Origin of the sequence: Dyadobacter luticola, from assembly GCF_005860805.1 — a bacterium.
GTDB classification, from domain to species: domain Bacteria; phylum Bacteroidota; class Bacteroidia; order Cytophagales; family Spirosomataceae; genus Dyadobacter; species Dyadobacter luticola.
The window spans coordinates 167,554-191,577 of the sequence record NZ_VCEJ01000008.1 but is presented as its reverse complement, the minus strand read 5'-3'; the positions used below and the strand labels follow the sequence as shown (position 1 = coordinate 191,577).

At 46.9% G+C, this 24,024-nt stretch carries 17 protein-coding genes; 8 read left to right on the top strand and 9 right to left on the bottom strand.

Annotated elements, in window-relative coordinates; all coding sequences use genetic code 11:
- Window positions 1-49: 49 nt before the first annotated feature.
- The gene (locus tag FEN17_RS24605) at window positions 50-1,864 is read left to right on the top strand and encodes an acyl-CoA dehydrogenase FadE (protein WP_138368072.1); all 1,815 of its coding nucleotides are present in this window, start codon (window positions 50-52) and stop codon (window positions 1,862-1,864) included.
- A gap of 134 nt (window positions 1,865-1,998) precedes the next feature.
- A complete protein-coding gene (gene bshC, locus FEN17_RS24600; protein WP_138368071.1) occupies window positions 1,999-3,549 on the top strand; it encodes a bacillithiol biosynthesis cysteine-adding enzyme BshC in 1,551 nt (516 codons plus the stop codon).
- Between the two features lie 9 nt (window positions 3,550-3,558).
- On the opposite strand, the gene FEN17_RS24595 is transcribed toward bshC, so the two are convergent.
- The 3 genes from FEN17_RS24595 to FEN17_RS24585 all read right to left on the bottom strand — a co-directional run bounded on the left by FEN17_RS24595 (window position 3,559) and on the right by FEN17_RS24585 (window position 5,838).
- Complete coding sequence (locus FEN17_RS24595; protein WP_171037999.1) at window positions 3,559-4,617, bottom strand: hypothetical protein; 1,059 nt, start codon at window positions 4,615-4,617, stop codon at window positions 3,559-3,561.
- Complete coding sequence (locus FEN17_RS24590; RefSeq protein WP_138368070.1) at window positions 4,577-5,185, bottom strand: hypothetical protein; 609 nt, start codon at window positions 5,183-5,185, stop codon at window positions 4,577-4,579. The genes FEN17_RS24595 and FEN17_RS24590 overlap by 41 nt, the downstream gene beginning before the upstream one ends.
- Window positions 5,186-5,274: 89 nt before the next feature.
- On the bottom strand, window positions 5,275-5,838 hold the full coding sequence (locus tag FEN17_RS24585) for an RNA polymerase sigma factor (RefSeq protein ID WP_138368069.1): 564 nt from the start codon (window positions 5,836-5,838) through the stop codon (window positions 5,275-5,277).
- A 201-nt stretch (window positions 5,839-6,039) separates the two neighbouring features.
- On the opposite strand from FEN17_RS24585, the gene FEN17_RS24580 reads away from it, so the two are divergent.
- Both FEN17_RS24580 and FEN17_RS24575 read left to right on the top strand, forming a co-directional pair.
- Window positions 6,040-7,263, top strand: coding sequence for a 4-hydroxy-3-methylbut-2-enyl diphosphate reductase (locus FEN17_RS24580; protein WP_138368068.1), 1,224 nt, complete (start codon window positions 6,040-6,042; stop codon window positions 7,261-7,263).
- Between the two features lie 139 nt (window positions 7,264-7,402).
- Window positions 7,403-12,865, top strand: coding sequence for an alpha-2-macroglobulin family protein (locus tag FEN17_RS24575; RefSeq protein ID WP_138368067.1), 5,463 nt, complete (start codon window positions 7,403-7,405; stop codon window positions 12,863-12,865).
- Window positions 12,866-12,868: 3 nt separating this feature from the next.
- Here FEN17_RS24575 and FEN17_RS24570 read toward each other — a convergent pair whose 3' ends face one another.
- A complete protein-coding gene (locus tag FEN17_RS24570; protein WP_138368066.1) occupies window positions 12,869-13,609 on the bottom strand; it encodes an MIP/aquaporin family protein in 741 nt (246 codons plus the stop codon).
- Window positions 13,610-13,762: 153 nt separating this feature from the next.
- Between FEN17_RS24570 and purB the strand changes: the two genes are divergently transcribed.
- On the top strand, window positions 13,763-15,118 hold the full coding sequence (gene purB / locus FEN17_RS24565) for an adenylosuccinate lyase (RefSeq protein WP_138368065.1): 1,356 nt from the start codon (window positions 13,763-13,765) through the stop codon (window positions 15,116-15,118).
- Window positions 15,119-15,189: 71 nt separating this feature from the next.
- Here the strand turns inward: purB and FEN17_RS24560 are convergent, their stop codons facing one another.
- The 5 genes from FEN17_RS24560 to FEN17_RS24540 form a co-directional block, all read right to left on the bottom strand.
- A complete protein-coding gene (locus FEN17_RS24560; protein WP_138368064.1) occupies window positions 15,190-17,742 on the bottom strand; it encodes an adenosylcobalamin-dependent ribonucleoside-diphosphate reductase in 2,553 nt (850 codons plus the stop codon).
- A 298-nt stretch (window positions 17,743-18,040) separates the two neighbouring features.
- Window positions 18,041-19,087, bottom strand: a complete 1,047-nt coding sequence (locus FEN17_RS24555; protein ID WP_138368063.1) for a hemin-degrading factor — start codon at window positions 19,085-19,087, stop codon at window positions 18,041-18,043.
- Window positions 19,088-19,117: 30 nt separating this feature from the next.
- Window positions 19,118-19,939 carry a heme ABC transporter ATP-binding protein gene (locus FEN17_RS24550; RefSeq protein ID WP_229208980.1) on the bottom strand — a complete coding sequence of 274 codons (822 nt, stop codon included), beginning with the start codon at window positions 19,937-19,939 and terminating at the stop codon, window positions 19,118-19,120.
- Complete coding sequence (locus tag FEN17_RS24545; protein ID WP_138368062.1) at window positions 19,912-21,018, bottom strand: FecCD family ABC transporter permease; 1,107 nt, start codon at window positions 21,016-21,018, stop codon at window positions 19,912-19,914. Before FEN17_RS24545 ends, FEN17_RS24550 begins: the two co-directional genes overlap by 28 nt.
- A 1-nt stretch (window position 21,019) precedes the next feature.
- Window positions 21,020-21,847 carry a heme/hemin ABC transporter substrate-binding protein gene (locus FEN17_RS24540; protein ID WP_138368061.1) on the bottom strand — a complete coding sequence of 276 codons (828 nt, stop codon included), beginning with the start codon at window positions 21,845-21,847 and terminating at the stop codon, window positions 21,020-21,022.
- Between the two features lie 240 nt (window positions 21,848-22,087).
- On the opposite strand from FEN17_RS24540, the gene FEN17_RS24535 reads away from it, so the two are divergent.
- From FEN17_RS24535 to FEN17_RS24525, 3 genes are read left to right on the top strand one after another with little or no spacing between them, the layout of a single operon-like run.
- Complete coding sequence (locus tag FEN17_RS24535; RefSeq protein WP_138368060.1) at window positions 22,088-23,359, top strand: cation:dicarboxylate symporter family transporter; 1,272 nt, start codon at window positions 22,088-22,090, stop codon at window positions 23,357-23,359.
- Between the two features lie 59 nt (window positions 23,360-23,418).
- Window positions 23,419-23,649: a DUF433 domain-containing protein gene (locus FEN17_RS24530; RefSeq protein WP_138368059.1), complete on the top strand. Its 231-nt coding sequence runs from the start codon at window positions 23,419-23,421 to the stop codon at window positions 23,647-23,649.
- On the top strand, window positions 23,646-23,993 hold the full coding sequence (locus FEN17_RS24525) for a DUF5615 family PIN-like protein (RefSeq protein WP_138368058.1): 348 nt from the start codon (window positions 23,646-23,648) through the stop codon (window positions 23,991-23,993). The genes FEN17_RS24530 and FEN17_RS24525 overlap by 4 nt, the downstream gene beginning before the upstream one ends.
- The last annotated feature ends 31 nt before the right edge of the window (window positions 23,994-24,024 follow it).

The window sequence follows — 24,024 nt, the reverse complement described above, 5'->3', positions numbered from 1 at the left end:
TAGTATGCACGCATACCTTTTACAAACCGTTCCATAAAATCCGAGTGACATGGCCGTTGCAGAAGCAAATAAGAAGACGATCAAGGGTGGAGAATTCCTTATTAAGGAAACAGCCGCATCTCAAATATTTATCCCTGAGGAGTTTAATGAAGAGCAGCGCATGATCGCGGATACCTGCCGTGATTTTCTGAGCAAGGAAATCTGGCCGAGACTCGACGAAATCGACCACGCAAAAAGCCCGGACCTGATCGCCGGTTTGATGGACAAAGCGGGTGAGTTGGGCTTGCTGGGCACCGCGGTACCGGAGGAATACGGCGGTTTTGGAATGAATTTCAATACTTCCATGCTCGTGGCCGAGGCTACTGGCGCGGGTAATTCTTTCTCGGTAGCATTATCGGCGCATACCGGCATTGGCACATTGCCTATTCTTTATTATGGTAATGAAAATCAAAAATCGAAATACCTGCCTAAGCTCGCTACCGGCGAGTGGAAAGCTGCTTACTGCCTTACCGAGCCAGATTCCGGCTCCGACGCAAACTCCGGAAAAACCAAAGCCAAACTGACCGAAGACGGTAAACATTATGTCATCAACGGTCAGAAAATGTGGATCACAAATGGTGGTTTTGCCGATGTACTTATTGTTTTTGCCAAAGTGGAAGAAAACGGGCAGGCTGATAAAAACTTGTCTGCTTTCATTATTGAGAAGACTTTTGGCGGCATTACGATGAACGAGCCTGAGCACAAAATGGGCATCAAAGGCTCGGATACGCGCCAGTTGTTTTTCAATGATTGCTTGGTACCGGTTGAAAATATGCTTTCGGAGCGCGGAAACGGGTTTAAGATCGCAGTCAACATTCTCAACATTGGTCGGATCAAACTGGCCGCAGCAGCTTTGGGCGGCGCGAAAAGAGTGGCGAAGCAGGCAATTAATTACGCAAACGAACGCAAGCAGTTCGGAACCGCGATCGCCAATTTCGGTGCGATCAAGCATAAGCTGGCCGAAATGGCGGTGAATATGTTTGTTACGGAATCGGCGGCTTATCGGGTTGGACAAAATATCGATGACTTGATCGAGTCATTTCAGGCAAAAGGAATGTCGGATGCGGAATCCAAGCTGAAAGCTTTGGAAGAGCTGGCGATTGAATGTGCGATTATGAAAGTGCACGGTTCTGAAACACTGGATTTTGTGGTCGATGAAGGTGTGCAGATTTACGGCGGCATGGGCTACTCCGCCGATGCGCCGATGGACCGCGCCTACCGCGACAGCCGTATCAACCGGATTTTTGAAGGTACCAATGAAATCAACCGGCTGCTGGTAGTGGATATGCTTTTGAAAAGAGCATTAAAGGGTCAGTTGGACCTGATGGGGCCGGCTACTGCGGTCGGAAAAGAAATCCTGAGCATTCCGGATTTCAATATGGAGGAAGACGATGCACTTTTTGCGGCTGAGAAAAAGGTGATCAAAAACCTGAAAAAAGCCGCCTTGATGGTGGCCGGGGCGGCGGTACAAAGATTCATGATGAAGCTTTCCGAAGAGCAGGAGATTATCATGAACATTGCTGATATGGTCATTGAAATTTACGCCGCCGAATCCGTTTTACTGAGGGTTGAAAAACGCATTGAACTCCTTGGTACAGAGGCGAATGCATTACAGACAGACATCGCACAAATATACCTGAACCGCGCCGTAGAAAAGGTAGGGCAGGCTGGTCGCTCGGCGATTACGAGCTTTGCTGAAAGCGATGAACTGAGAGCCATGTTGATGGGGCTGAAAAGATTTACGAAGATCGATCCGGTCAATCTCAAAGATGCCCGGCGGAGGATTGCGGAGGAGCTCATTTCAAAAAATGACTATACTTTTTAGCCTTTTTTATTCTAGCTCAAATTGCGCAATTTTGGGAAACCAAACTTCCGCGTTTCCACGTTAGGAAAGGGTTGATTGAATAAATTTGAAACATTGCGTTGGATTCTCTATTAGCTTCTGAAAAACCACCTTTCATGACTTTGCATTCTGTGGATCTGCGTGAAACCGGCCAGTTTCCTGCGTTATTATTGGATTATCTGGATCAAAAACCCGCGCTGGAAGAATTTTACAGCACTTTCCCGACCATTGAAAACGCGAAGGAAGCGATTATAAAAAAAAGTGGTTTTGATCCGGAAAAACGGAAGACGCTTGTCGATGTGCTGACAAAACAGTACTACGGCCTACCTTACCAACCTGATTTTTCGGTTCTTTTAGAAGAAAATACATTTACCGTAACTACCGGCCACCAGCTCAACATTTTCACTGGCCCGCTGTACATCATCTACAAGATTGTCACAATCATCAATCTTGCCAAAGCATTAAAAAAAGCTTATCCTGAATATAATTTCGTCCCGATTTACTGGATGGCTACGGAAGACCATGATTTCGATGAAATCGCGTCATTTCATCTTTTTGGTCAAACCCATAAATGGACGGGGGAACATTCAGGCGCAGTAGGCCGGCTGAACCCGAAAGAGCTGGAAAGGATTTTGAAGCGCTTGCCAGACAAGCCGCTGATTTTTGCAAAAGCTTATCTGGAAAATGATACATTGGCAGATGCGGTGCGATGTTACATGCACGAATTATTCGGGCAGCATGGCCTGATTAGTATCGACGCCGATCATGCGGATCTAAAACGCCACTTTTTACCTGTCATCAAACAGGAATTGACCGAATCGGTTTCAGAAAAACTGGTTACCAAAACATCTTCGAAACTGCATTCTCAGGGTTACCATACGCCTCTCAACGCCCGGGAAATCAATCTTTTTTATCTTGAAGGAACATTGCGGGAACGCATTGTCAGGGACGGGGAGACTTATAAAGTCCTCAATTCAGAAATCACTTTTTCAGAATCTGAAATCCTCGACTTGGCAGATGCTCACCCGGAATATTTCAGCCCGAATGTGGTTCTGAGGCCACTATACGAAGAAATGATTTTGCCAAATCTTGCGTATATAGGCGGACCGTCAGAGGTGCCTTACTGGATGCAGCTGAAAGGTGTTTTTGATCATTTCGAAGTGCCTTTCCCGATGCTGATGCCACGGAATTTTGCGCTGTATCTTACTGCAAATCAATGTCGTAAAGCGCAAAAACTAAAAATAGATTTCAAAGATTTGTTCCTGGATGAAGTAGCATTGCGGCGGATTTTTATTGACAGAAATTCGGAGCATAACCTGAGCCTGGAAGAGCAGAAAAATGCCTTTAACCAGGTATTTGACCAGATACTTTCCAAAGCGGTCGACATTGACCAGACGATGTACGGCGCTGTAAAAGCGGAACATACCCGCCTTTTAAATTCCCTTAAAAGTCTGGAAAAACGCCTCACAAGAGCAGAAGAGCGCAATCACGAGTCGGAAATTGATCAGCTGCTGGGGCTTAAAAACAAACTGTTCCCGAACGGAGTCGCCCAGGAACGGTATGATAATCTGCTGAGTTTTTACATCAATGATCCGGATTTTATCCAAAAGCTGATCGAAGCTTTTGATCCGCTGGATTTCAGGTATAATGTGCTTCTGGAAAGCTGAGACAGCGTTTTAGTCTTTCAGCTTCACGTCGCCATATTTCGAATTTACCGTGATTTTGGTTCCGGAACCTGAGCCGATTTTACCTTGGTACTGCTTCATTTTGTAGGATTTGGCATCCTTATCCGGCTGCATCGAGAAATTTACATTACTTGTCGGATAGGTAAAATTTCCATAGCTCACGGTAACATTAAACTGCGTAGCCTCGGCTGGCAGGATAACTGATGAATATGACGCCTGAATGTCCACATTCTGCGCAGAATTTGTCAACTCATTGATTTTGAAGTTCCCCGAATAGTTCAGCTTGATTTTTCCCGAGCCGCGCATCGTCCCGATTTTCGCGCCGGAATAGTCGATATCAGCATCCAGGTTATTTACATCCCCGATGTTCAGGTCACCGAATTTGTTATTGATCAGCACGTCTTTGGCCATATCCAGCGTCAGATTGGAATATTTGCATTCCAGCTTTCCACCGTCCATTTTCCCGATTTTGGCACTTCCGTAACTTACGTCGATCGTATTGCTGACATTGTCCAGCAAAGTCGCCACGAAGTTTCCATATTTGGCATCAACTGTCAGCGGCGCGTGAAATTCGGCAATGTCTGTATTTCCAAATTTATTCCTGACTATCAGCGCATTCTGCTTCGGCATATATACCGTGTAGTCGATCTGGATGAAATTTTTGTCTCCTTTTTTATTATTCCAGCCGTTATTTCCAAAGCGGCTCCGGTCAATGTTCGTGATCAGGTTGATCTGGTCTTTCATCCGTTTTTCATCGATGGTCACCGCACCGAGGTAGTCAGACGCACGATCATCGGAAGCAGCATTCGCGGTCACAACGATCTCAACCTTGATTTCATTCTTATTCCAAAGGTTGATCGATACTTTCCCAAACTGGTTATCGACGGTGAGCACATCGCTGCTTCTCACATCAAAAACCTTTACAATGTTCCGGCGCTTTTCAATCAGTCCGTTTTGGTCAGGGTCATTATTTATAGCGGATACCACCTGTGGCAGGATCACCGCCAGACTAAATAACAGGTGAATTGTTGTTTTCCTTATCGTTGTCATTTTTTACTTTGTTAATGCGTTGCAAAATCTCTAACTGTTGGTTGAGCAAGTCAACCTGCCATTGTAGGTTCTGGACCATGGCTTCCAGCAATGCTTCCTGATTAGGAGCATCCGACAAGTTGGAGCGCAAGTTGCGGTAACTCACTTCCAGACTTTCCAAATCAGCAGCGAAATCTTTATACAATTCCGGGTTGTTCCGGGCCAGTTTAATGATCTCTTCTCTTTTTTGGTCAATTGCAACATTATACTGGTTGAATTCACGGGCATAAGTGGGGACTTTCAATGCCACGCGCGGGTCACGGGTAATGCCGTATTCCTGATTGAGATAAGCCAGAAACCCGATTCCGAGTGCCAGAAAAACACCGGCAGCAATGCGCCAGTCAAAATAAGGGCTATTTAGTCGCCTAATTTTTTTTTTCGATTTTTCAGGAACTACCGGGATTTCTTGATGCAGTTGGCTCTCAATTTGGCTCCATAAAGAATCTTGCGGCAAGAAAGCATCAAACCCATCCCTGTTATCCCTCACAAACCTCTCCAGTCGATCCTTTTTATCAGAAGAATTTTTCATAGATTCATTAACTTATCAAGTGTAAATAATTCTTTCAAATCTGTAAAAGTTTAAGTAAAACATTCAAAATCAATTATTTAATCCTAACATTATCGTACCAGCATTTCTGCCAGTTTCCGCTTCGCCCGCATATACTGCGTCCTCGACGTAGTTTCGCTGATCCCCAGCACCTCTCCTATTTCTTCATGATCATACCCTTCAAAAAGGTATAGACTTAAAACTACACGGTAACCGTCTGGTAGTTTTTGCACTGTGTTCCTGACCCGCTCCACTTCGAGGGTGGTATCACTTTCATCCAGCCCGAAAGAATCTTCATTCCGGTCGCTGCGTTCCAGTGTTTCTTCAAACTCCTCAATCTCAACAAACTTCACCTTTCTGCTCCGCATGTGGTTGATCGCTTTGTTCACCACGATCTGTTTCAGCCAGGCACCAAACGTCGATTGCTGCCGGAACTGATGCAGGTTCGTGAAAGCATCCACAAAAGCCTCCTGCAAAGCATCTTCCGCCTCACCCATATGGTTCAAAATCCGCATGCAAATGTTGAACATGGCTTTTGAGTAATGTTTGTACAACTCGTACTGGGCTTTACGCTCACCGAGTTTACAACGCTCCACCAGTTCGACGTGCCGGTCGGGATAAATTTGTGTTTTCAAGCAGAAGGTTTAGATTTTGAACGTTCTGTGGTAAAGACAGCGGTTGAATATACATGTTGCACCATGTATGAATATTTTTCCAAAAAAATTGTCTCGCGAACAAAGCATTACAGCCGGTTGTTCTTAAAAAAGCCCGCTGATTCTTTGAATATTGGGTTTAAAATATCCTATTTTGTTAATTGCAATCTACCGATTTAGTAAATGAAAACGTTCAACATTCCTGATTTTTACCGGAGCCGCATCATTACGCCGATCAAGGAATTCCGTCGTAAAAACGATAACCTGAAACGTGATTTTGCACCAACATTGTTGGATTTCGGGCCGGTGCAATTTCTGATCGCGCGGCATTTTGGATTTTGTTACGGGGTCGAAAATGCGATTGATATTGCCTACAAAGCGATTGCTGAAAACCCGGATAAACGAATTTTTCTCCTCAGTGAAATGATCCATAATCCCGACGTAAACCGGGATCTGGTAGACCGCGGCGTGCGGTTTATTATGGATACAAAAGGCGGCCAGCTCATCAGCTGGGAGGAATTGACGACAAATGATATTGTCATCGTCCCGGCATTTGGCACTACGATAGAAAACCAGAAAAAACTGACCGAGCTGGGCATCGACTCACTGGTTTACGATACGACCTGCCCTTTCGTGGAAAAAGTCTGGAACCGCGCGGCGCAGATCGGAGAGAAAGACTATACCATTGTAGTCCACGGGAAACCCAACCACGAAGAAACCCGCGCAACATTTTCGCACAGCAAGGAAAATGCGCCGACGGTGGTAGTCGAAAATATAAAGCAGGCCGAGCAGCTTGCGAGGTATATCATGGGCCTCGAACCTGCGGAGAAGTTTTTCCAGGATTTTGCAGGACAATATTCCGTTGGGTTTAACCCTGAAAAAGATTTGCAGCGCATAGGCGTAGTAAATCAAACTACCATGCTTGCGTCTGACACCCAGGGCATTGCTGACTTTTTAAAGAATGTAATGACCCGGCATTATCAGCTTCGGCCGGAGCAAGTGGAGCAACATTTTGCCAATACCCGGGACACACTATGTTACGCGACGAATGATAACCAGGACGCAACCTACGCTCTGCTGACGCATAAGGCTGATCTTGTGATTGTTGCGGGCGGATATAACAGTTCCAATACCTCACATTTAGTGGAGCTTTGCGAAGAAAAAATGCCGACATATTTTATTGAATCGGTGAACAAAATACTGGATAAAGATTTGATCAGACATTACGATCTGCATTTAAAAGAAGAGCTGGTTACCGAACATTACCTGCCCGAAAAATCGCCCGTCCGCATTATGCTCACCTGCGGCGCATCCTGCCCGGATGCCGTGGTGGAAGCGATTTTAGTGCGTCTTGTTTCTTTCTTTGAAGGCGCACGCTCGATCGAAGAGGTGATGCTGGCATTTTGATTCTGAAATACCGATAACATGCTGTAATGTGCCTTTCAATCATTTGAAATTATTATTTCCAGCGATTTGATTAAGAAGAAGTAAATTAGACGGATGGTTTTTTATCCAAAAAATCATCCGTTTTTTTATAACTCTTCTTATGAAAAAGATCTCGTCCACACTCATTTTTTGCCTCCTTTTTACTTACTGGTTTTTAAATAGCTGCTCCTCTCTCAACGAAATCCGCGTCGCCGGAACCAATTTCAGTGAAGAAATCAGCCAGTCGCAAAACCTGATTTTTACCTTCAATAAAGACCTTGTTTCCAGCAGCGACTTAAACAACTGGGACTCTACGCAGTATGTCAGTTTTGAGCCTGCGGTCAAAGGTAAATTCAAGTGGACCGCCCCGAATGAGCTCATTTTTTCACCGGTCTCCGGCTTCAATGCTGCCACCTCTTACAAAGCCGAGTTGACATCCCTGTTGACCGAAAAAGTTGAAAAAGACAAGAAATATGCAGTTTCCAAAGATCCGGTAATTTTCCACACCCCTTATTTGCAACTCACTGATACTGAAAACTGGTGGACACTTTCACAGGAAACCGGTAAGCAGGAAGCGCGGATGCGGCTTATTTTCAACTATCCGGTGGCGCCGCAGAATGTGGCCGAAAAACTGAAACTTACATTATCCGATAAATCGCTCGATTACAGGCTACTACCTGCTACGGACGAACATTCTATCACAATCGCAGTCTCAAATACCGGCAAAGCCGATAACAATCCGATTCCTGTCAACATTGCCGTCGATAAAGGCGTCAAAGTCCTGAACACATCCTACGCAAGTCAGGAAGCACTTTCCCGCGCTACCAGCCTGCCTTCTCCGCTGCATTTGGAGGTAGTTGACATTGAAACCGGTTTTGAAAATAATTCAGGCTACGCACGGATCATTACGACACAACAACTTAATAAGGAGAGCATTGCAACAGGTTTCACAATCAATCCCGAAGTACAGGTTCAAACCGAGCCGACTGAAAATGGGTTTATCATTCGCGGAGAATTTAATGAGACCGACACTTATGCCCTTTTAATTAATCAGAAACTAAAAGGCATTCTGGGGCCATATCTGGAAGAAGAAACCTCCCGCGATTTGTTTTTTGGTAAAATGCCTGCTGCGATTTCATTTACGAATAAAAAGGCCATTTACATGTCTACAAAAGGCGCTAAAAACATCGGCGTTCAGATTGTGAATGTCCCGAAAGTGCAGGTCCGCATCTCTAAAATTTATGCAAACAACATTCTTGGCTTCCTCAGAAATAACCGTTGGAGCGACTACGCCTACGTCGGGGAAGATTGGAAACCGACCGGCGCCTACCAATATAGTGACGACGCCGAAAGTTATTTCAGCGACGTGCTGGTCGATAAAACAATGGAAACCAGTGATTTGCCAAAAAGCAAAGGCATTTCGGCATTGAACGTAGCTTTACCCGACGACAATCAGCGTCGCGGGATTTACCTGGTTTCTGTCAATTCAAAAGATGAAGCTTACCTCGGCGCTACCAAGCTGGTTTCGATTTCAGACATTGGGCTGATTGTCAAACAGGGAAAAGACGATCTTTGGATTTTTGCCAATTCCATCAAAACCAATGAGCCGCTGGCGGACCTGGAACTGACCTTGATCAGTTCTAATAATCAGTCCGTCCACACATTGAAAACCGATAAAGATGGCGTCGGGTATGTGGAGAAATTAAGTGAAAAAGCGCCCGGATTTAAAATCGCGATGGTAACTGCGGGCAGCGAGGCGGATTTTAACTACCTCGTCCTTGATGATTCCAAAATTGAAACTTCGCGTTTTGAAATCGAAGGTTTGCGAGATAATGCTTCTGGCTTCCAGGCATTTATTTATGGTCAGCGCGACATTTACCGGCCGGGAGAAACCATGCATTTTAATACGGTTTTGCGGACACAAAACTGGCAATCGGCCAAGGAGATACCGCTCAAATTGCGGCTTGTGACGCCAAATGGCCGGGAATACCGCACCTGGCGAAAAACGACTAATGCACAAGGCGCAGTCGAAACCGACATTACAATGGATGCGGCGGTCCTCACCGGGACTTATGTGCTGGAAGTTTATAATGCCAATGATCTTTTGCTTGCCTCTCAGGCAGTTAGCGTGGAAGAATTCATGCCAGACCGCATCAAGGTCGACCTGAGCGGCGCGGCTACCGAGTATGTTTCCGGCAACAATATTTCTCTGACTGCCACAGCATTAAACCTCTTCGGGCCACCCGCGACCAACCGCACTTACGAAATGGAAATGCAGCTGAAACGCAAAGAGTTTTACGCCAAAGCATTTTCAGATTATACTTTTGATATCCCCGCTGAAACAACTTTCGAGCGCGACAGTCGCCAGGGCGTTACCAATGAGCAGGGGCAAGCCACCGAAAAATTCCCGCTGGCCGCTGATTTAAAAGACATTGGCGTGCTGGAAGGCAAGATATATGTCACGGTTTTCGATGAAAATGGCCGCCCGGTCAATCGTCTCCAACGTTTCGACGTCTTCACCCAGCCGGTATTTTATGGTATCCGCCTGCCGGATTCGTATGTTGGCGTAAATGCACCGGTGCCGATTGACGTGATAGGTGTGACGGGTAAAGGAATTTTGAAAAGCGGCTCCGCAGCTAATGTTGAGGTGGTGCGCATTGAATATCAAACGGTTGTAGAAAAGAAATACGATCGACTGCAGTATACTTCCCGCAGGAAAGAAAAAGTGGTTTATTCCAATGTCCTGAATTTGTCAACCGGAAAGGGTGCATTCAAATATGTTCCGACAGTTTCCGGCGAATACGAAGTGCGTGTCCGCAGACCTGGCGCTACGCATTACTCGCTTGCCCATTTTTACGCGTACGGATACGGCTACACGCAATATTCTTCTTTTGAAGTGAGCAACGAGGGGACAGTTTTGATGGAAACCGACAAAGACAAATACAAGATCGGCGACGCGGCAAAAATCTTATTTAAAACACCGTTCGACGGCAGGCTGCTGGTGACGGTCGAGCGTAATCATGTTTTGGAGCAACACATTCTGACCACCGAGAAGAAGGCTGCCGAGTTCAAACTGGACATTAAAGACGAACATTTACCAAATGTTTTCATCACCGCAACATTGATCCGGACTTTGGAGGCCTCCGATATTCCGCTGACGGTCGCGCATGGGTTTACGCCGATTTTGGTTGAAGATCCTGATCGAAAATTGCCTGTCACGATTACCGCAGTGGAAAAATCAAGATCCAAAACCAGGCAGCAGATCAGAATCAAAACCAGCCCAAATGCACAGGTAACCCTCGCCGTCGTAGATGAAGGCATTTTGCAAATCAAGAACACCAAGACGCCGGATATTCACGGACATTTTTACCAAAAACGTGCACTGGAAGTTACCAGCCATGATTTGTACGCACAGTTATTTCCTGAATTAAAAATCAGCGGATCTTCGAGTTTTGGTGGTGACGGATATGATTTGGAACGCAGGATTAACCCGCTGAGTAATGGTCGTACCGAGCTTGTTTCGTTTTGGAGCGGCCTACTTACGGCGAATGGAAGCGGTGAGGCAACATTCGACGTTAACATTCCACAGTTCAGCGGCGACCTGCGCATTATGGCGGTGGCTTACAAAGACAATGCATTTGGCTCGGGTACCAAAAATATCAAAGTGGCCGATCCGGTCGTGATCAGCGCTGGTTTACCGAGGTTTTTGAGTCCGGGCGACGAGCTCATTTTGCCGGTTAACATTAGCAATACCGAAAATAAACCTGCGGACGCGATGGTTTCACTGGAACTGACCGGGCCGCTTTCGGCAGGAAGCATTGCTGCTAAGCAGAAAGTGACCATCGCAGCGGGCAAAGAATCTCGCGCGATATTTTCAGTTAAAGCCTTGCAGGCGATTGGCTTAGGAAAAATTACGGTTAAAGTAAATGCCTTCGGGGAAACATTTGTCAACCAAACTGAGCTTACTATCCGCCCTGCTTCCCCACTGCTGAAAACCAGCAACTCGGGAATGATCGCAGGTGAAAAACAGGGATTGATCGATCTTACTTCATCATTCATTCCAGCGACCAGCCGCAGTCAGGTTGTTTTGAGTCGCTCGCCGCTGGTGCAGGGTGGCGGGAAAGCGCTTTCAACATTGCTGGGTTATCCTTATGGCTGTCTTGAACAAACCATTTCAAAAGCATTCCCGCAGATCTATTTTTCCGATCTCGTTAAAGCGATGGCAGCGCCGGTTTATACGGTGAAAACCGGTGAAAGTGATTTCAATCCGATGACCAACGTGCAGCAGGCGATCCGAAAAGTGGAGTCGCAACAGCTTTTTAATGGTGGGATGACGATGTGGCCGGGAAGTACGGAAGAAAGCTGGTGGGCTACTGCGTATGCCGTTCATTTCCTGGAAGAAGCGCGCAGGGCAGGTTTTGAAGTGAATACAAAAACACTTAGCAAAGCCATCGATTACCTGACTGCGCAAACTGGCACGACTGCCAACAGAGAAGTAGTGCTCGCCAGCACAAATTCGGGCCTGGGCTATGAAGGTCAGCCGTCTTCGGGAACGCAAGTTCGCAAAACAGTCGCGCGGCGAGAGGCTATTTATTCCTTATATGTACTCGCATTGACTGGCCGGCCCAACCGCGCGTCCATGAATTATTACAAACAAAATCCTGATCTGCTGACTTCGGATTCACGCTATATGCTGGCGGCCGCATTCCAGTTTACAGGCGATGCGAGGTCTTTTGTGGCACTGCTGCCGAAATCTTACACCATTGAAAACGTCAGGACTTATTATGACAACAGTTATTCATCGCCTCTGCGCAATGTAGCATTGGTACTGAACACTTTGATCGACGCTGATCCGGACAACATTCAGATCCCGACATTATCGCGGCAACTTTCCAAAGCCATCGCTTCCAGTTCTTATCTCAATACCCAGGAAGCCACGTTTGCAGTACTTGGCCTGGGAAAACTGGCAAAAAAAGTGTCCGGCTCGACGGTAACTGCCACGGTTTCAGCAAACGGCAAGAATGTTTCTCAGTTTGATGGCAAGGAAGTGAAGCTCTCGAAAGGGATTGTCAATCAGAAATTATTGGTCAAAACAAAAGGCAAAGGTGACCTATATTGGTTCTCGCAGTCGGAAGGAATGTCGGCGACGGGCAGCTATGTAGAAGAGGATCAGGGTGTTTCGATACGCAGGCAGTTTTTGACTAAAAATGGTACGCCTGTCGAAAAATTCCATCAGAATGATCTTATCGTAGTTAAACTCACTTTGGCGAGTACCAATGGTTTACCTATCGAGGACATTGTCGTGACCGATTTGCTGCCTTCCGGTTTTGAAATAGAAAACCCGAGAATTACCGAACCACGCGACATGCCGTGGATCAAAGACGCCGCAGTTCCTGACTATTACGACATTCGCGACGACCGCATTCATTTCTTTACCACTGCGAACAGTCACCCACGGTCGTTTTATTACCAGGTCAGGATTGTTTCAAAAGGCACATTTACTGTCGGCCCGGCAGCGGCTGATGCGATGTATCAGGGAGAATACAGAAGTTACTCGGGTGGCGGCAAAGTGACCGTCGAGTAGTTTTTAGAAATTGAAAGACCGCAAAATAATTCCGCCCACGATGGCCCCTGCAATGGGGGCCACGACGGGTATCCAACCATAACCCCAGTCGGAGCCGCCTTTATTGGGGATTGGTAAAATGGCATGGGCAATGCGGGGGCCAAGATCGCGGACCGGATTGATGGCATAACCCGTAGTTCCGCCTAGGGACAATCCAATGCTCCAAACCAGCATTCCCACCAGATAAGGCGCCACACCGGAAGGAATTCCGCCTTTGTCAGGATCGGAAGTACCGGCATAACCGATCGCCACTACGCCCACAATCAATAAAATCGTTGCAATAAATTCACTCATAAAGTTAGCCCCGGTACTTCTCACAGCAGGATCAGTGGAAAAGCAGGCCAACTTTGAACCTGCATCTTCGGTTTCTTTCCAGTGCGGTAAATATTGCAGCCAAACCAGCACAGCACCCAGAAATGCACCGATCAGCTGCGCCGGGACGTAAGTGGCAATCTGACTAAAATCACGACGCAGAAATGCAAAGCCCACAGTTACAGCGGGATTCAAATGTGCCGCAGCGCTGCCAAATGCATTCGCTACGAAAATTCCGATCATCACCGCAAATCCCCAACCCGCCGTAATCACAATCCAGCCCCCCTGCGAACCTTTCGTTTTTTTGAGTACAACATTGGCGACGACACCGTTACCAAGTAAAATAAGGACCATAGTTCCGACTAGTTCTCCAAGAAAAGGGGAGGGCTGCATAAGATGAAAAATTGGGTTGATGCGGCGAATATGCGAATAGTTTCATAAATTCTGTCACAAATGCCAAAAAGAATATTTCGTCTTCTCTTTGCCGATTTAAGACGCTGAATTCTACTAACTTTGCCTGATAATCAATTTTGAGTATTGAAAATCATGTCATTAAATCAACTCACGGCCATCTCTCCCGTTGATGGTCGTTATTACAAACAAGTATCAGAGCTTTCGGCTTATTTTTCGGAGTACGCCCTGATTTATTACAGAGTATACGTTGAAATAGAATACTTTATAGCACTTTGCGAGCTTCCCGTCCCTCAGCTGGCCGAATTTGACAAGAAAAAATATCCATCCCTGCGCAAGATTTATGAGGATTTCAGCGAGCAGGATGCATTGCATATCAAGGACATCGAAAAGGTTACCAACCACGATGTAAAGGCGGTTGAATATTTTATCAAAGAGCAGTTTGAGAAACTTGGCATCGAATCCTGTCAGGAATTTATCCACTTCGGGCTTACTTCTCAGGACATTAACAACACAGCCATCCCGCTTTCCCTTAAAGATGCGCTGGAACGTCAGATCAAGCCACTTTTCCGTCAGGTACTTTTTGTTTTGAAAAGAATGTCGATTGAGTGGCGCAATGTGCCGATGCTGGCATTTACGCATGGTCAGCCTGCGTCGCCTACCCGTGTTGGAAAAGAGTTTCTGGTTTTTGTGGAACGGCTTGAACGTCAGCTGGAAATGCTGGATAAAATTCCGCATTCAGCCAAATTTGGTGGTGCGACCGGTAACTTTAATGCACACCACGCCGCGTATCCGAAACAAGACTGGATGGCTTTTGCGAATCATTTTGTGGAAGGTTTAGGTCTGAAAAGAAGCCGCCACACGACCCAGATTGAACATTACGACAATCTTGCCGCGACTTTCGATTGTCTGAAACGTCTGAACACGATCCTGACAGATTTAAACCGGGATATGTGGACTTACATTTCGATGGGTTATTTCAAACAAAAAATCAAAGCGGGCGAAGTGGGTTCTTCGGCTATGCCGCATAAAGTGAATCCGATCGATTTTGAAAATTCGGAAGGTAACCTGGGGCTTGCGACTGCATTGTTTGAACATTTTGCGGCAAAGTTACCTGTATCCCGTCTGCAACGTGATTTGACGGATTCGACGGTTTTGAGAAACATTGGCGTCCCGCTGGCGCATTTGGCTATCGCCTTGAATTCCGTGCTGAAAGGTTTGGGAAAAGTGGAATTAAATGGGGAGGTACTGAAAGCAGAACTGGAAGAAAACTGGGCCGTGGTATCCGAGGCAATCCAGACTATTTTGCGCCGCGAAAGCTATCCGAAGCCTTACGAAGCATTAAAAGAATTGACCCGCACCAACGAAAAAATCACCCACGACTCGATTTCGCGTTTTATCGAAACTTTGGATGTGTCCGAAAAAATACGTGAAGAACTCCGCGCACTCACTCCTTTCACCTATCTGGGAATTGTTGAGGACGGACATTGATCACCAAGCAGAATAAATAAAAAATGGACTTGCCAGAAACCTGACAAGTCCATTTTTTATTTAAGAGGAAATCAACCGCATTTCGACGAACCGCAATCCTTGCAGGTCAGGCAGCCTTCCTGGTATAGCAGATTGGTAGAGCCGCAGTTTTGGCATTTTTGTTTCACCGCTTCGGTACCGTCCGGAATGTAGCGTTTCAAAGCGCGGGCTACCCCGTTTTTCCAGGTGTTGATCGATTCGTCCAGTTGCAGCGAGCTGATCAGGTCTACCACTTTTTCAATCGGCATTCCGTGACGTAATGTGCTGGAAATCAGCTTCGCGTAGTTCCAATATTCCGGGTTGAATTTGTACGAAAGCCCCTCAATAGTGGTTTTGTACCCCCTGGTATTTTTGTACTGGAAATCGTAACGCGAGCTGCCGTCACTTTCGCGGTTCTTGATGATCAACCCTTCATTAACCCATCTCGGGATCAAAATTCCATCTTCGTCATCCGCAAAACCGGTAAAGATTTCATAGGGCCTGCCGTCGATCGTCCCGATGAAAGCAATCCACTTATCTTTTTTATTCTGAAAACGAACCACATCCGCTTCCAAAGTCTGCGGCCGCTCGGTCGGGAATGGCGTGTGACCGTTTGAATCTTTTTCTTCTTTTTTCTCCGAATTTGCAATCAAAACACCTGAGCGTGAACCGTCGCGGTAAACTGTTACCCCTTTGCAACCCGCTTTCCAGGCTTCCAGGTAACATTCGCCTACCAATTCTTCGGTCACATCATTCGGCATATTGATGGTCACGCTGATCGAGTGGTCTACCCATTTTTGGATCGCGCCCTGCATTTTCACCTTTTTCAGATAATCCACATCATTGGAAGTAGCCTTGTAGTAGGGCGACTTTTTGACCAGATCATCCAGCTCTTTCTGCGAGTAATTTTTTGTCAGATCATGACCATTTACCTCCATCCACTCCTTGAAACGATGGTGGAAAACCACATATTCCTCCCACGAATCGCCCACTTCATCCACGAAATCTACCCGGGCATCTTTATCATTCGGGTTCACTTTTCTTCTTCTTTTATAAACAGGAAGAAAAACCGGCTCGATACCGGAAGTGGTTTGCGACATTAAGCTGGTGGTACCCGTCGGCGCAATCGTCAGCAGCGCAATGTTTCTTCTGCCGTATTCCAGCATTTCGTAATAAAGCTGCGCATCGGCTTCTTTCAGCCTGATAATGAAAGGGTTATTCTTCTCTCTCTCCGAATCAAAAATCGTAAAAGCGCCTCTTTCTTTTGCCGTATGCACCGAGCCGCGATAGGCTTCAAGCGCTACATTTTTATGGATTTCTTCTGCAAAAGCATTGCCTTCGTCGCTGCCGTAACGCAGGCCCAAAGCCGCCAGCATATCGCCCTCGGCCGTGATACCGATACCGGTTCTCCTGCCTTCCCGGGCTTTCACCTGAATGTTCAGCCAGAGATTACGTTCTACCAGCTTTATTTCATCGAGCTCAGGGTCCGCGTCGATTTTTTCGAGAATTGCATTGATTTTTTCAAGTTCCAGGTCGATGATATCGTCCATCATGCGCTGCGCTGCGGCAACGTGTTTTTTGAACAATGTCCAGTTAAATGCTGCTTTCGAAGTAAATGCATGATCCACATACGAAAATAAATTGATCGCCAGCAGCCTGCACGAATCGTAGGGACACAAGGGTATTTCGCCGCAGGGGTTGGTCGAAACCGTCTGGTAACCCAGGTCGGCGTAGCAATCGGGTACAGACTCGCGGATAATAGTATCCCAGAACAAAATCCCGGGCTCGGCCGACTGCCAGGCATTATGCACGATTTTCTTCCACAACGCAGTGGCGTCAATATCTTTAATGTGGGTCGGCGTGGCGCTTTTGATCGGATATTGCTGGCGATAGGTACTGCCGGCTTCCACGGCCTTCATAAAATCGTCGTCGATCCTTACCGAAACATTGGCACCGGTCACCTTGCCCTGCTCCATTTTCGCATCGATAAAATCCTCCGAATCAGGATGTTTAATCGCTACTGAAAGCATCAATGCGCCCCGGCGACCATCCTGCGCCACTTCGCGTGTGGAATTGGAAAACCGCTCCATAAAGGGAACGATGCCCGTCGAAGTCAGTGCCGAATTTTTTACCGGCGATCCTTTCGGGCGGATATGCGACAAATCGTGGCCGACTCCACCGCGACGTTTCATCAGCTGCACCTGCTCCTGGTCGATCTTCATGATGCCGCCGTACGAGTCAGACTCACCATTATTGCCGATCACGAAACAGTTGGACAAAGACGCGATCTGATAAGGGTTGCCGATGCCGGTCATCGGGCTGCCCTGAGGAATGATATATTTGAAATCCTTCACGAGATCAAAAATCTCGTTTTCACTCATCGGGTTTGGATAATGCTGCTCGATCCGCGCGATTTCCTTCGCGATCCTTTTGTGCATATCATCCGGAGTGGCCTCATAAATAGCACCGTACGAATCCTTCAAAGCATACTTGGTAACCCAAACTCTGGCGGCAAGATCATCACCCCTGAAATATTCCAGCGAGGCCTGGTATGCCTCATCATGGGTGTAGGTTTTCTGGGATTGTGTAGCGGTTACTTTTTCCATAGGTGAGTACAGATTTGAAGATTTTTTGAGTAGAGACAACCTTCAAATGTAAACAATTTAATGTTTAGTTAATGTAGAATATATTAAATGTTTACAAATATTTTATGTTAAATTACTGTAAATAAGATGGTTACAAATATCAGGATCTACAAAAGTTTACAAATTTTAGAAAACAGGAAATTTCTTCATGAAAATTTAAAACACAAAAAAAACCGGCCTGAATGAAGACCGGTCTTTTCTTAATTACTATGGCGAAATTGATTTAATGTCTTATCACAAAAGCGGATAGCCTAGTTTTTTAAAGCCTCACCACCGATTTTTCCAGCAGTGCAGGCCACTCGGGCAGCTCAGGAATGCCCGGTTTACGCTTTCCAAAAAACTGGTTGAACATGACTCCGTCCTTGTCAATCAGCTCAATGCCGGTCACTACACCATCTTCGGTCGGCTTGCGCACGATCCAGGCTTCGTCGATCGCGTCTTCACGCAAATGCAGGTTGAATTCCGGGTCCATAATGTTGAGCCAGGGTCCCATCACAAAAATCTTATTGATCGGCCCGGTATGGATTTGGATGCAGTTCGGATTTGAAACAAAAACCATAATCGGCAATCCCGACTCGGAAACTGCGTCAAAAACCGGCTTCATGCTCGACGGCGTGATCTGGTACGCAAATCCTTCCGGCGCATACCGCAAAGCCTGCTTGCGCGAGAGCTTGTATTTGCGCAGCAACGTAAAAAAGTCGTGGGTATCCTTCAATGCCAGCCACTCCGCGCGAAACGCAGCTACGTCAATGTCGGCATCCGCTTCTGGCTGCGGGGATTTGACGGGCTTTTCGGAAACAAGCAAGGTAACATCCTGGTCAGCAGCCTTGTACTTCTCAACCAAGGCGTCGTAGGCTTCTTTATTGCTTTTTTCGGTCAGGTAAATTTTGTGGGTAGCCTCCCCGAAACTATTAAAAAATTGCAGGCTGTGGCGGTCATTTTCGGAAACCGCGAAGCCGAATTTCCAGTCGCCCAGAAATAGGCGCAAGTCGATATCTTCCCCCAAAACCAGCCCCACGTGATTATTGAATGATATTTTTTCGTAAACACCCTTTCTTTCGTGCACTACATGATCATTCCGCGTGAGCGCCATCACATGCCCGAGAGAACCTACTTCTTTAATCAGCTCCCTGAAATCCCCGTCCAGCAAAACCGCCGACTCGCCGATGCCGGCAGCGACGAGTGCCGCCTCGCTGGTACCAAGTTCTTTGGCGGCATCGCGTATCCGTGTTTTTGGGTTCTCAGCTTTAAATTCAGCCCATTTTGCCTTTAAATCAGTTCGGTCCGGTGATAGGGTAGTTTTCATTTTACGTATGTTTTGTTCAAAAATTATATTTTAAGAAATCGTCTCTCTGACCGGCATCGCATGCGGCACGATGATAGGAAAAGCCGCGCTGTCATGCCGGATTATCTGAACCGAAAGTCCAAATGCAGCTTTGATAAAACGTTCTGTCAACACCTCTTCGGGAGAGCCGATCGCGTAACATTGACCGTCTTTCAACATTAAAACCTTATCTGCATACTGTAATGCCTGATTGAGGTCATGCACCACTGCGACCACCGAAAATCCGCGGGTTGTCAGTTCCCTGGCCAGCTGGAATGTTTGAAACTGGTGCAGCAAATCCATCCCAGTCGTCGGCTCATCGAGCAGGAGAAGCCCGTTTTCAACCTCCCAGATCTGCGCCAGCGCCCTGGCTACCTGCACCCGCTGCTGCTCGCCGCCCGATAATGTCGGGTACATCCGATTTTTCAGGTCTGCGATCCCGACCTTTTTCAGGCAGATATCCACAATCGCCAAATCCCGGTGCGCCGGCTCCGACTCGTAAAACGGGTACCGGCCCATGAGCACAATTTCCTGCACCGTAAATGAAAGGCTGATCACATTTTGCTGCGCCAGCACCGCCCTTTTTCGCGCCAGGTCTTTGAGCCTGTATTTTTTCAGGTCCTGATCAAAAAACGCGATGGAGCCGGACGAAGGCGCATTTTCCGCAGAAAGCATTTTGATCAGGGTAGACTTACCTGCACCATTTGCGCCGACAATCGCCCAGAATTCACCAGGCTGCACCGAAAAACTGACATTATCCAACAATGTGCGGTTCCTTACCCGGTAGCCCACTTTATGCGCCTCCATCATAGCCTTTTCCGTTTTTGTTCCCATAAAATGTAAATGAAAAACGGCGTCCCCAGCAGCGAGGTAAGTATCCCGATCGGCAGCTCCGACGGCGCGACGATGGTCCGTGAAATGGTATCGGCCAATGTCAGTACAATCGCACCCGAAAGCGCCGAGCCGATGATCAGTGTTTTATGGTTGGGCCCAAAAGTGGTGCGGATAATGTGCGGCACAATCAGCCCCACAAATCCGATTGTCCCCGCCACAGCTACCGATGCGCCCACGCCCATCGTGGCGAGAATGATCACTTTTTGTTTAAGTGACTTTAAATTAACACCCAAACTTGCCGCCTGACTTTCGCCGAGCACCAGCAAATTGAGCGCTTTTGAAAGGTAGGGCATAAACAAAACTGAAATGGCGACAAAGGGCGCCACGGCCAGCACCGACGTCCAGGTAGCGCCGCCCAGGCTTCCCAGATTCCAGAATGTAATGCTCCGGAGCTGCTGATCGTCAGCCAGATAAGTCATCAGGCCGGTGATCGCGCCCACAAAAGCGTTGATTGCAATACCGCATAAAAGCAATGTGGTAACCCCGCCGTCGCCGGCGATTTTTGATAATTGATAAACCAGAAGTGTTGTGAGAGCAGCGCCGACAAAAGCGACAAACGAAATGCTGTAAACCCCGGCGAGCTCATTCAGCATACTGAAATATTTGACATTCAGCATTAACACAAAAATGGCGAACAATGAAGCACCGGAAGTGACGCCGATCAACGTCGCATCGGCGATGGGGTTACGGAACAATCCCTGCAAAGAAGCGCCGGCAATGCCCAGCGCAGCACCGATAAGTACCGCCAGACAAACGCGTGGGAGGCGTATCACCCAAAAAACGATGGATTTTTGCTCTTCCACATTGGTTTTTTGAATGATACCCAGCTGGCTTGCAACAATTTCCCACAACTCTTTCAGGCTAATAGACAATGCTCCTATACAAACCGAAAATGCAATGCAACCCAAAAGCAAAATGCCTAATATCCACACCATTCTTCCGAGCGAAGAAGGCAGGGCGAGCCTTTCCTGACTGGTCGGCTGCATTGCGGGCACTTTGCGGATCGTTTCGGAGATCATTTTAATTCACTTTTTGAGAAAGCTCCAAAGCGGCTTTACCCAGCCGGGGACCGAATCCCGTCAAAAGCTGGCCGTCCATCGCGACGATTTTCTTATTTTTTCCGGCTGTCGTATTTGCTACGCCAGGCAGTTTCAGCAGCCCCTCCGCGCCTTCCAGACTTTCCAGTCCGCTCGAAAACAGCACCAGTATGTCCGGATTTGCCGTAATCAGCGACTCGGCGGTGAGTGGTTTAAAATCCGTGAATCCCTGCACCGCATTTTTATGGCCTGCGAGCAGGAACATTTTATCCACCGAAGTCCCGGTGCCCGACACCATCAGGGTACCCGTGCCTCTTGCATAAATGAAAAGCAGCTTCTTGGGCGACTTCGGCGCGCCTACCTTTTTGAGATCGGCTTCCAGGCTTTTCACCATTTTTTCGGCCTGCGGCCTTGCATTGAAATAGGCCCCTACATCCCGTATCAGCCTGATCGCGCCCTCTTTGGAATATTCGTGCTTAAACTCGACGAGCTTTTTGCCAGAACTATTCAGCTGCTTCACTAGGGCCGGTGCCAGCATACTTTGGTCAGTATAAATGATGACGTCAGGATTTAATGCCAGAATCCCCTCGGCTGCAATGCTGCGGTTGTGGCCGATTTTCGGGATTTTATCGAGAGACGCAGGATAGGTACTGGTAATGTCGACGCCGACAATTTGTTTTTCGAGACCGAGCCCCACTAAGATTTCGCTGAGTGTACCATTTGCCGAAACGATGCGCGGCTGCTGAGCAAAGGTTTGAGCTGCAAAAAGGCAAAATAGCAGGGCAAATAAATGTTTAAAAGAGGAGGGCATGTAATGTTTGTTTTTATAAAAATCCGTCGACCAGAGAATGTTAACTGTGAATTTCCTTCGCTGGCAAATATATGTTATTAATTTAGACCAAGTATAAATAGTTAACAAAAAATTGGTTTGCACGCTAGAAAAACCTGCTGCACACTTTTAATATCGTAAATTGATCATTACCTCTTTCCCTCAAACAAACCCTGGCTGGAAAGTACCGGGCCTGATTTCTGACATTATATCTTGTTGAAATTGAAAAAGTTATTTACGAACCTCACTTTCTGGGTACTTACCTCCATCACCTGCGGCGCCCTGCTCGGCCACTACTATCCCGAAAAGGCGGTGGAAATGGATTTTTTGGGAAAAGGGTTTATCCAGGTTGTCAAGATTTTCATCAACCCGATCATTTTCCTGACCATCACCCTCGGTATCATCGGGATGGGGGATTTGAAAAAAGTCGGCAAAGTTGGGGCTAAGGCACTGATTTACTTCGAAGTAGTGACGACACTGGCACTGGTAGTCGGTGTAATCGTCGCCAACATTATCCGTCCTGGCGACGGCGTAGTGACCGGAAACCTGAAAAAAGGCGACATCTCGGCTTATGCCAGCAAAGGCCAGGATTTCAGCTGGTTGCAATTTTTCTTGGATAATGTTACGCTGCAAGTCTTGCTGGCCTCGCTTGTGATCGGGACTGTTTTGAGCAAGTATTCCGGGAAAGACAAAATCATTCACTGGCTGAATTTCGCTTCAAAATATGTTTTCAAGGCGCTGCATCTGGTGATGATTTTCGCGCCCGTCGGCGCATTTGGCGGGATGGCATACACCATCGGAAAATACGGAATCGACACCCTGCTACCCCTCGCCAAGCTGATGGGGACGGTTTACGCCACGATGGCAATCTTTATTTTCGGGGTGCTGGGGTTGGTTCTCAGGACTTATAAAGTCAATTTATGGAGTTACCTGAAATACATCCGCGAGGAACTGCTCATCGTGCTCGGGACTTCGTCTTCGGAAGCCGGTTTGCCCTCTTTAATGGTAAAACTGGAAAGAATGGGCTGCTCCAAACCGGTGGTCGGGCTGGTGGTACCGGCGGGTTATTCCTTCAATCTCGATGGCACGACGATTTACCTTTCCATGGCGACAATTTTTCTGGCGCAAGTTTTCAATGTGCATTTAAATTTAGGTCAAATTCTTTCGCTGATTGGCATTCTGATGGTTACTTCCAAAGGCGCGGCCGGAGTTACCGGAAGCGGTTTTGTGGTTTTAGCCTCCACATTAACAGCGATTAAAGTGATTCCAGTAGAAGGTCTGGCCCTGCTGCTGGGCGTCGACCGCTTCATGTCCGAAGCCCGCGCGATCACCAATTTCATCGGAAATGGAGTCGCCACGATCTGGCTGGCTAATAATGAAAAGGAATTCGACCGCGACAAAATGCACTATGCTTTTGCTAATGTGAAGGAAACCGAAAACGTCATCACCGACAACCTCACCGACGCCACCCAACCCCAAAGCACCCAGCCCTAGGATTGGTATTTTCTGAAACTTTTGGATAGTTTTAAATTTTTCAAATCAGAATGTTTTTTATGGATTACCGAAATTTCATCACCTCTGATCATCGGGTAATGCTCGGCAAGCCGGTCATCAAGGGTACCCGGCTTACGGTCGAGTTGATTCTGCGCAAACTGGGTGAAGGAGCATCTGTTGAAGATATATTGACGATGTATCCAAACCTTGAAAGAGATGCAATCCAGGCTGCATTACAATATGCGGCCGAACTGCTTGCAAACGAAGAAACGCTGGAGTCGGCTGCATGATCCTCGCCGATGAAAATATTGACCACAGTTTAATCAGTTACATTAGGAATGCAGGATTTGACGTGCATTCCATTTCTGAGTTGAACCGAGGACTGACTGACGAATCTATCATCGAATTGTCCCGAAATCCTCCAAAAATCATTTTAACCGAAGACAAAGATTTTGGCGAGTGGGTTTTTGCTCACAACATTTCTGGCATCAGCGTATTATTTATTAGGTATCATTTCAAAGATACCAACGCCATTTCTCAAATATTGGTCAGGTTGCTGAGCGAAAGAATGGATTCACTTTTTGGACATTTTACGACCGTAACTATTCAGAAAATCAGATCGAGACCATTCTAACAAACATTGAAAGTTCTTTATTTAAGTAAAA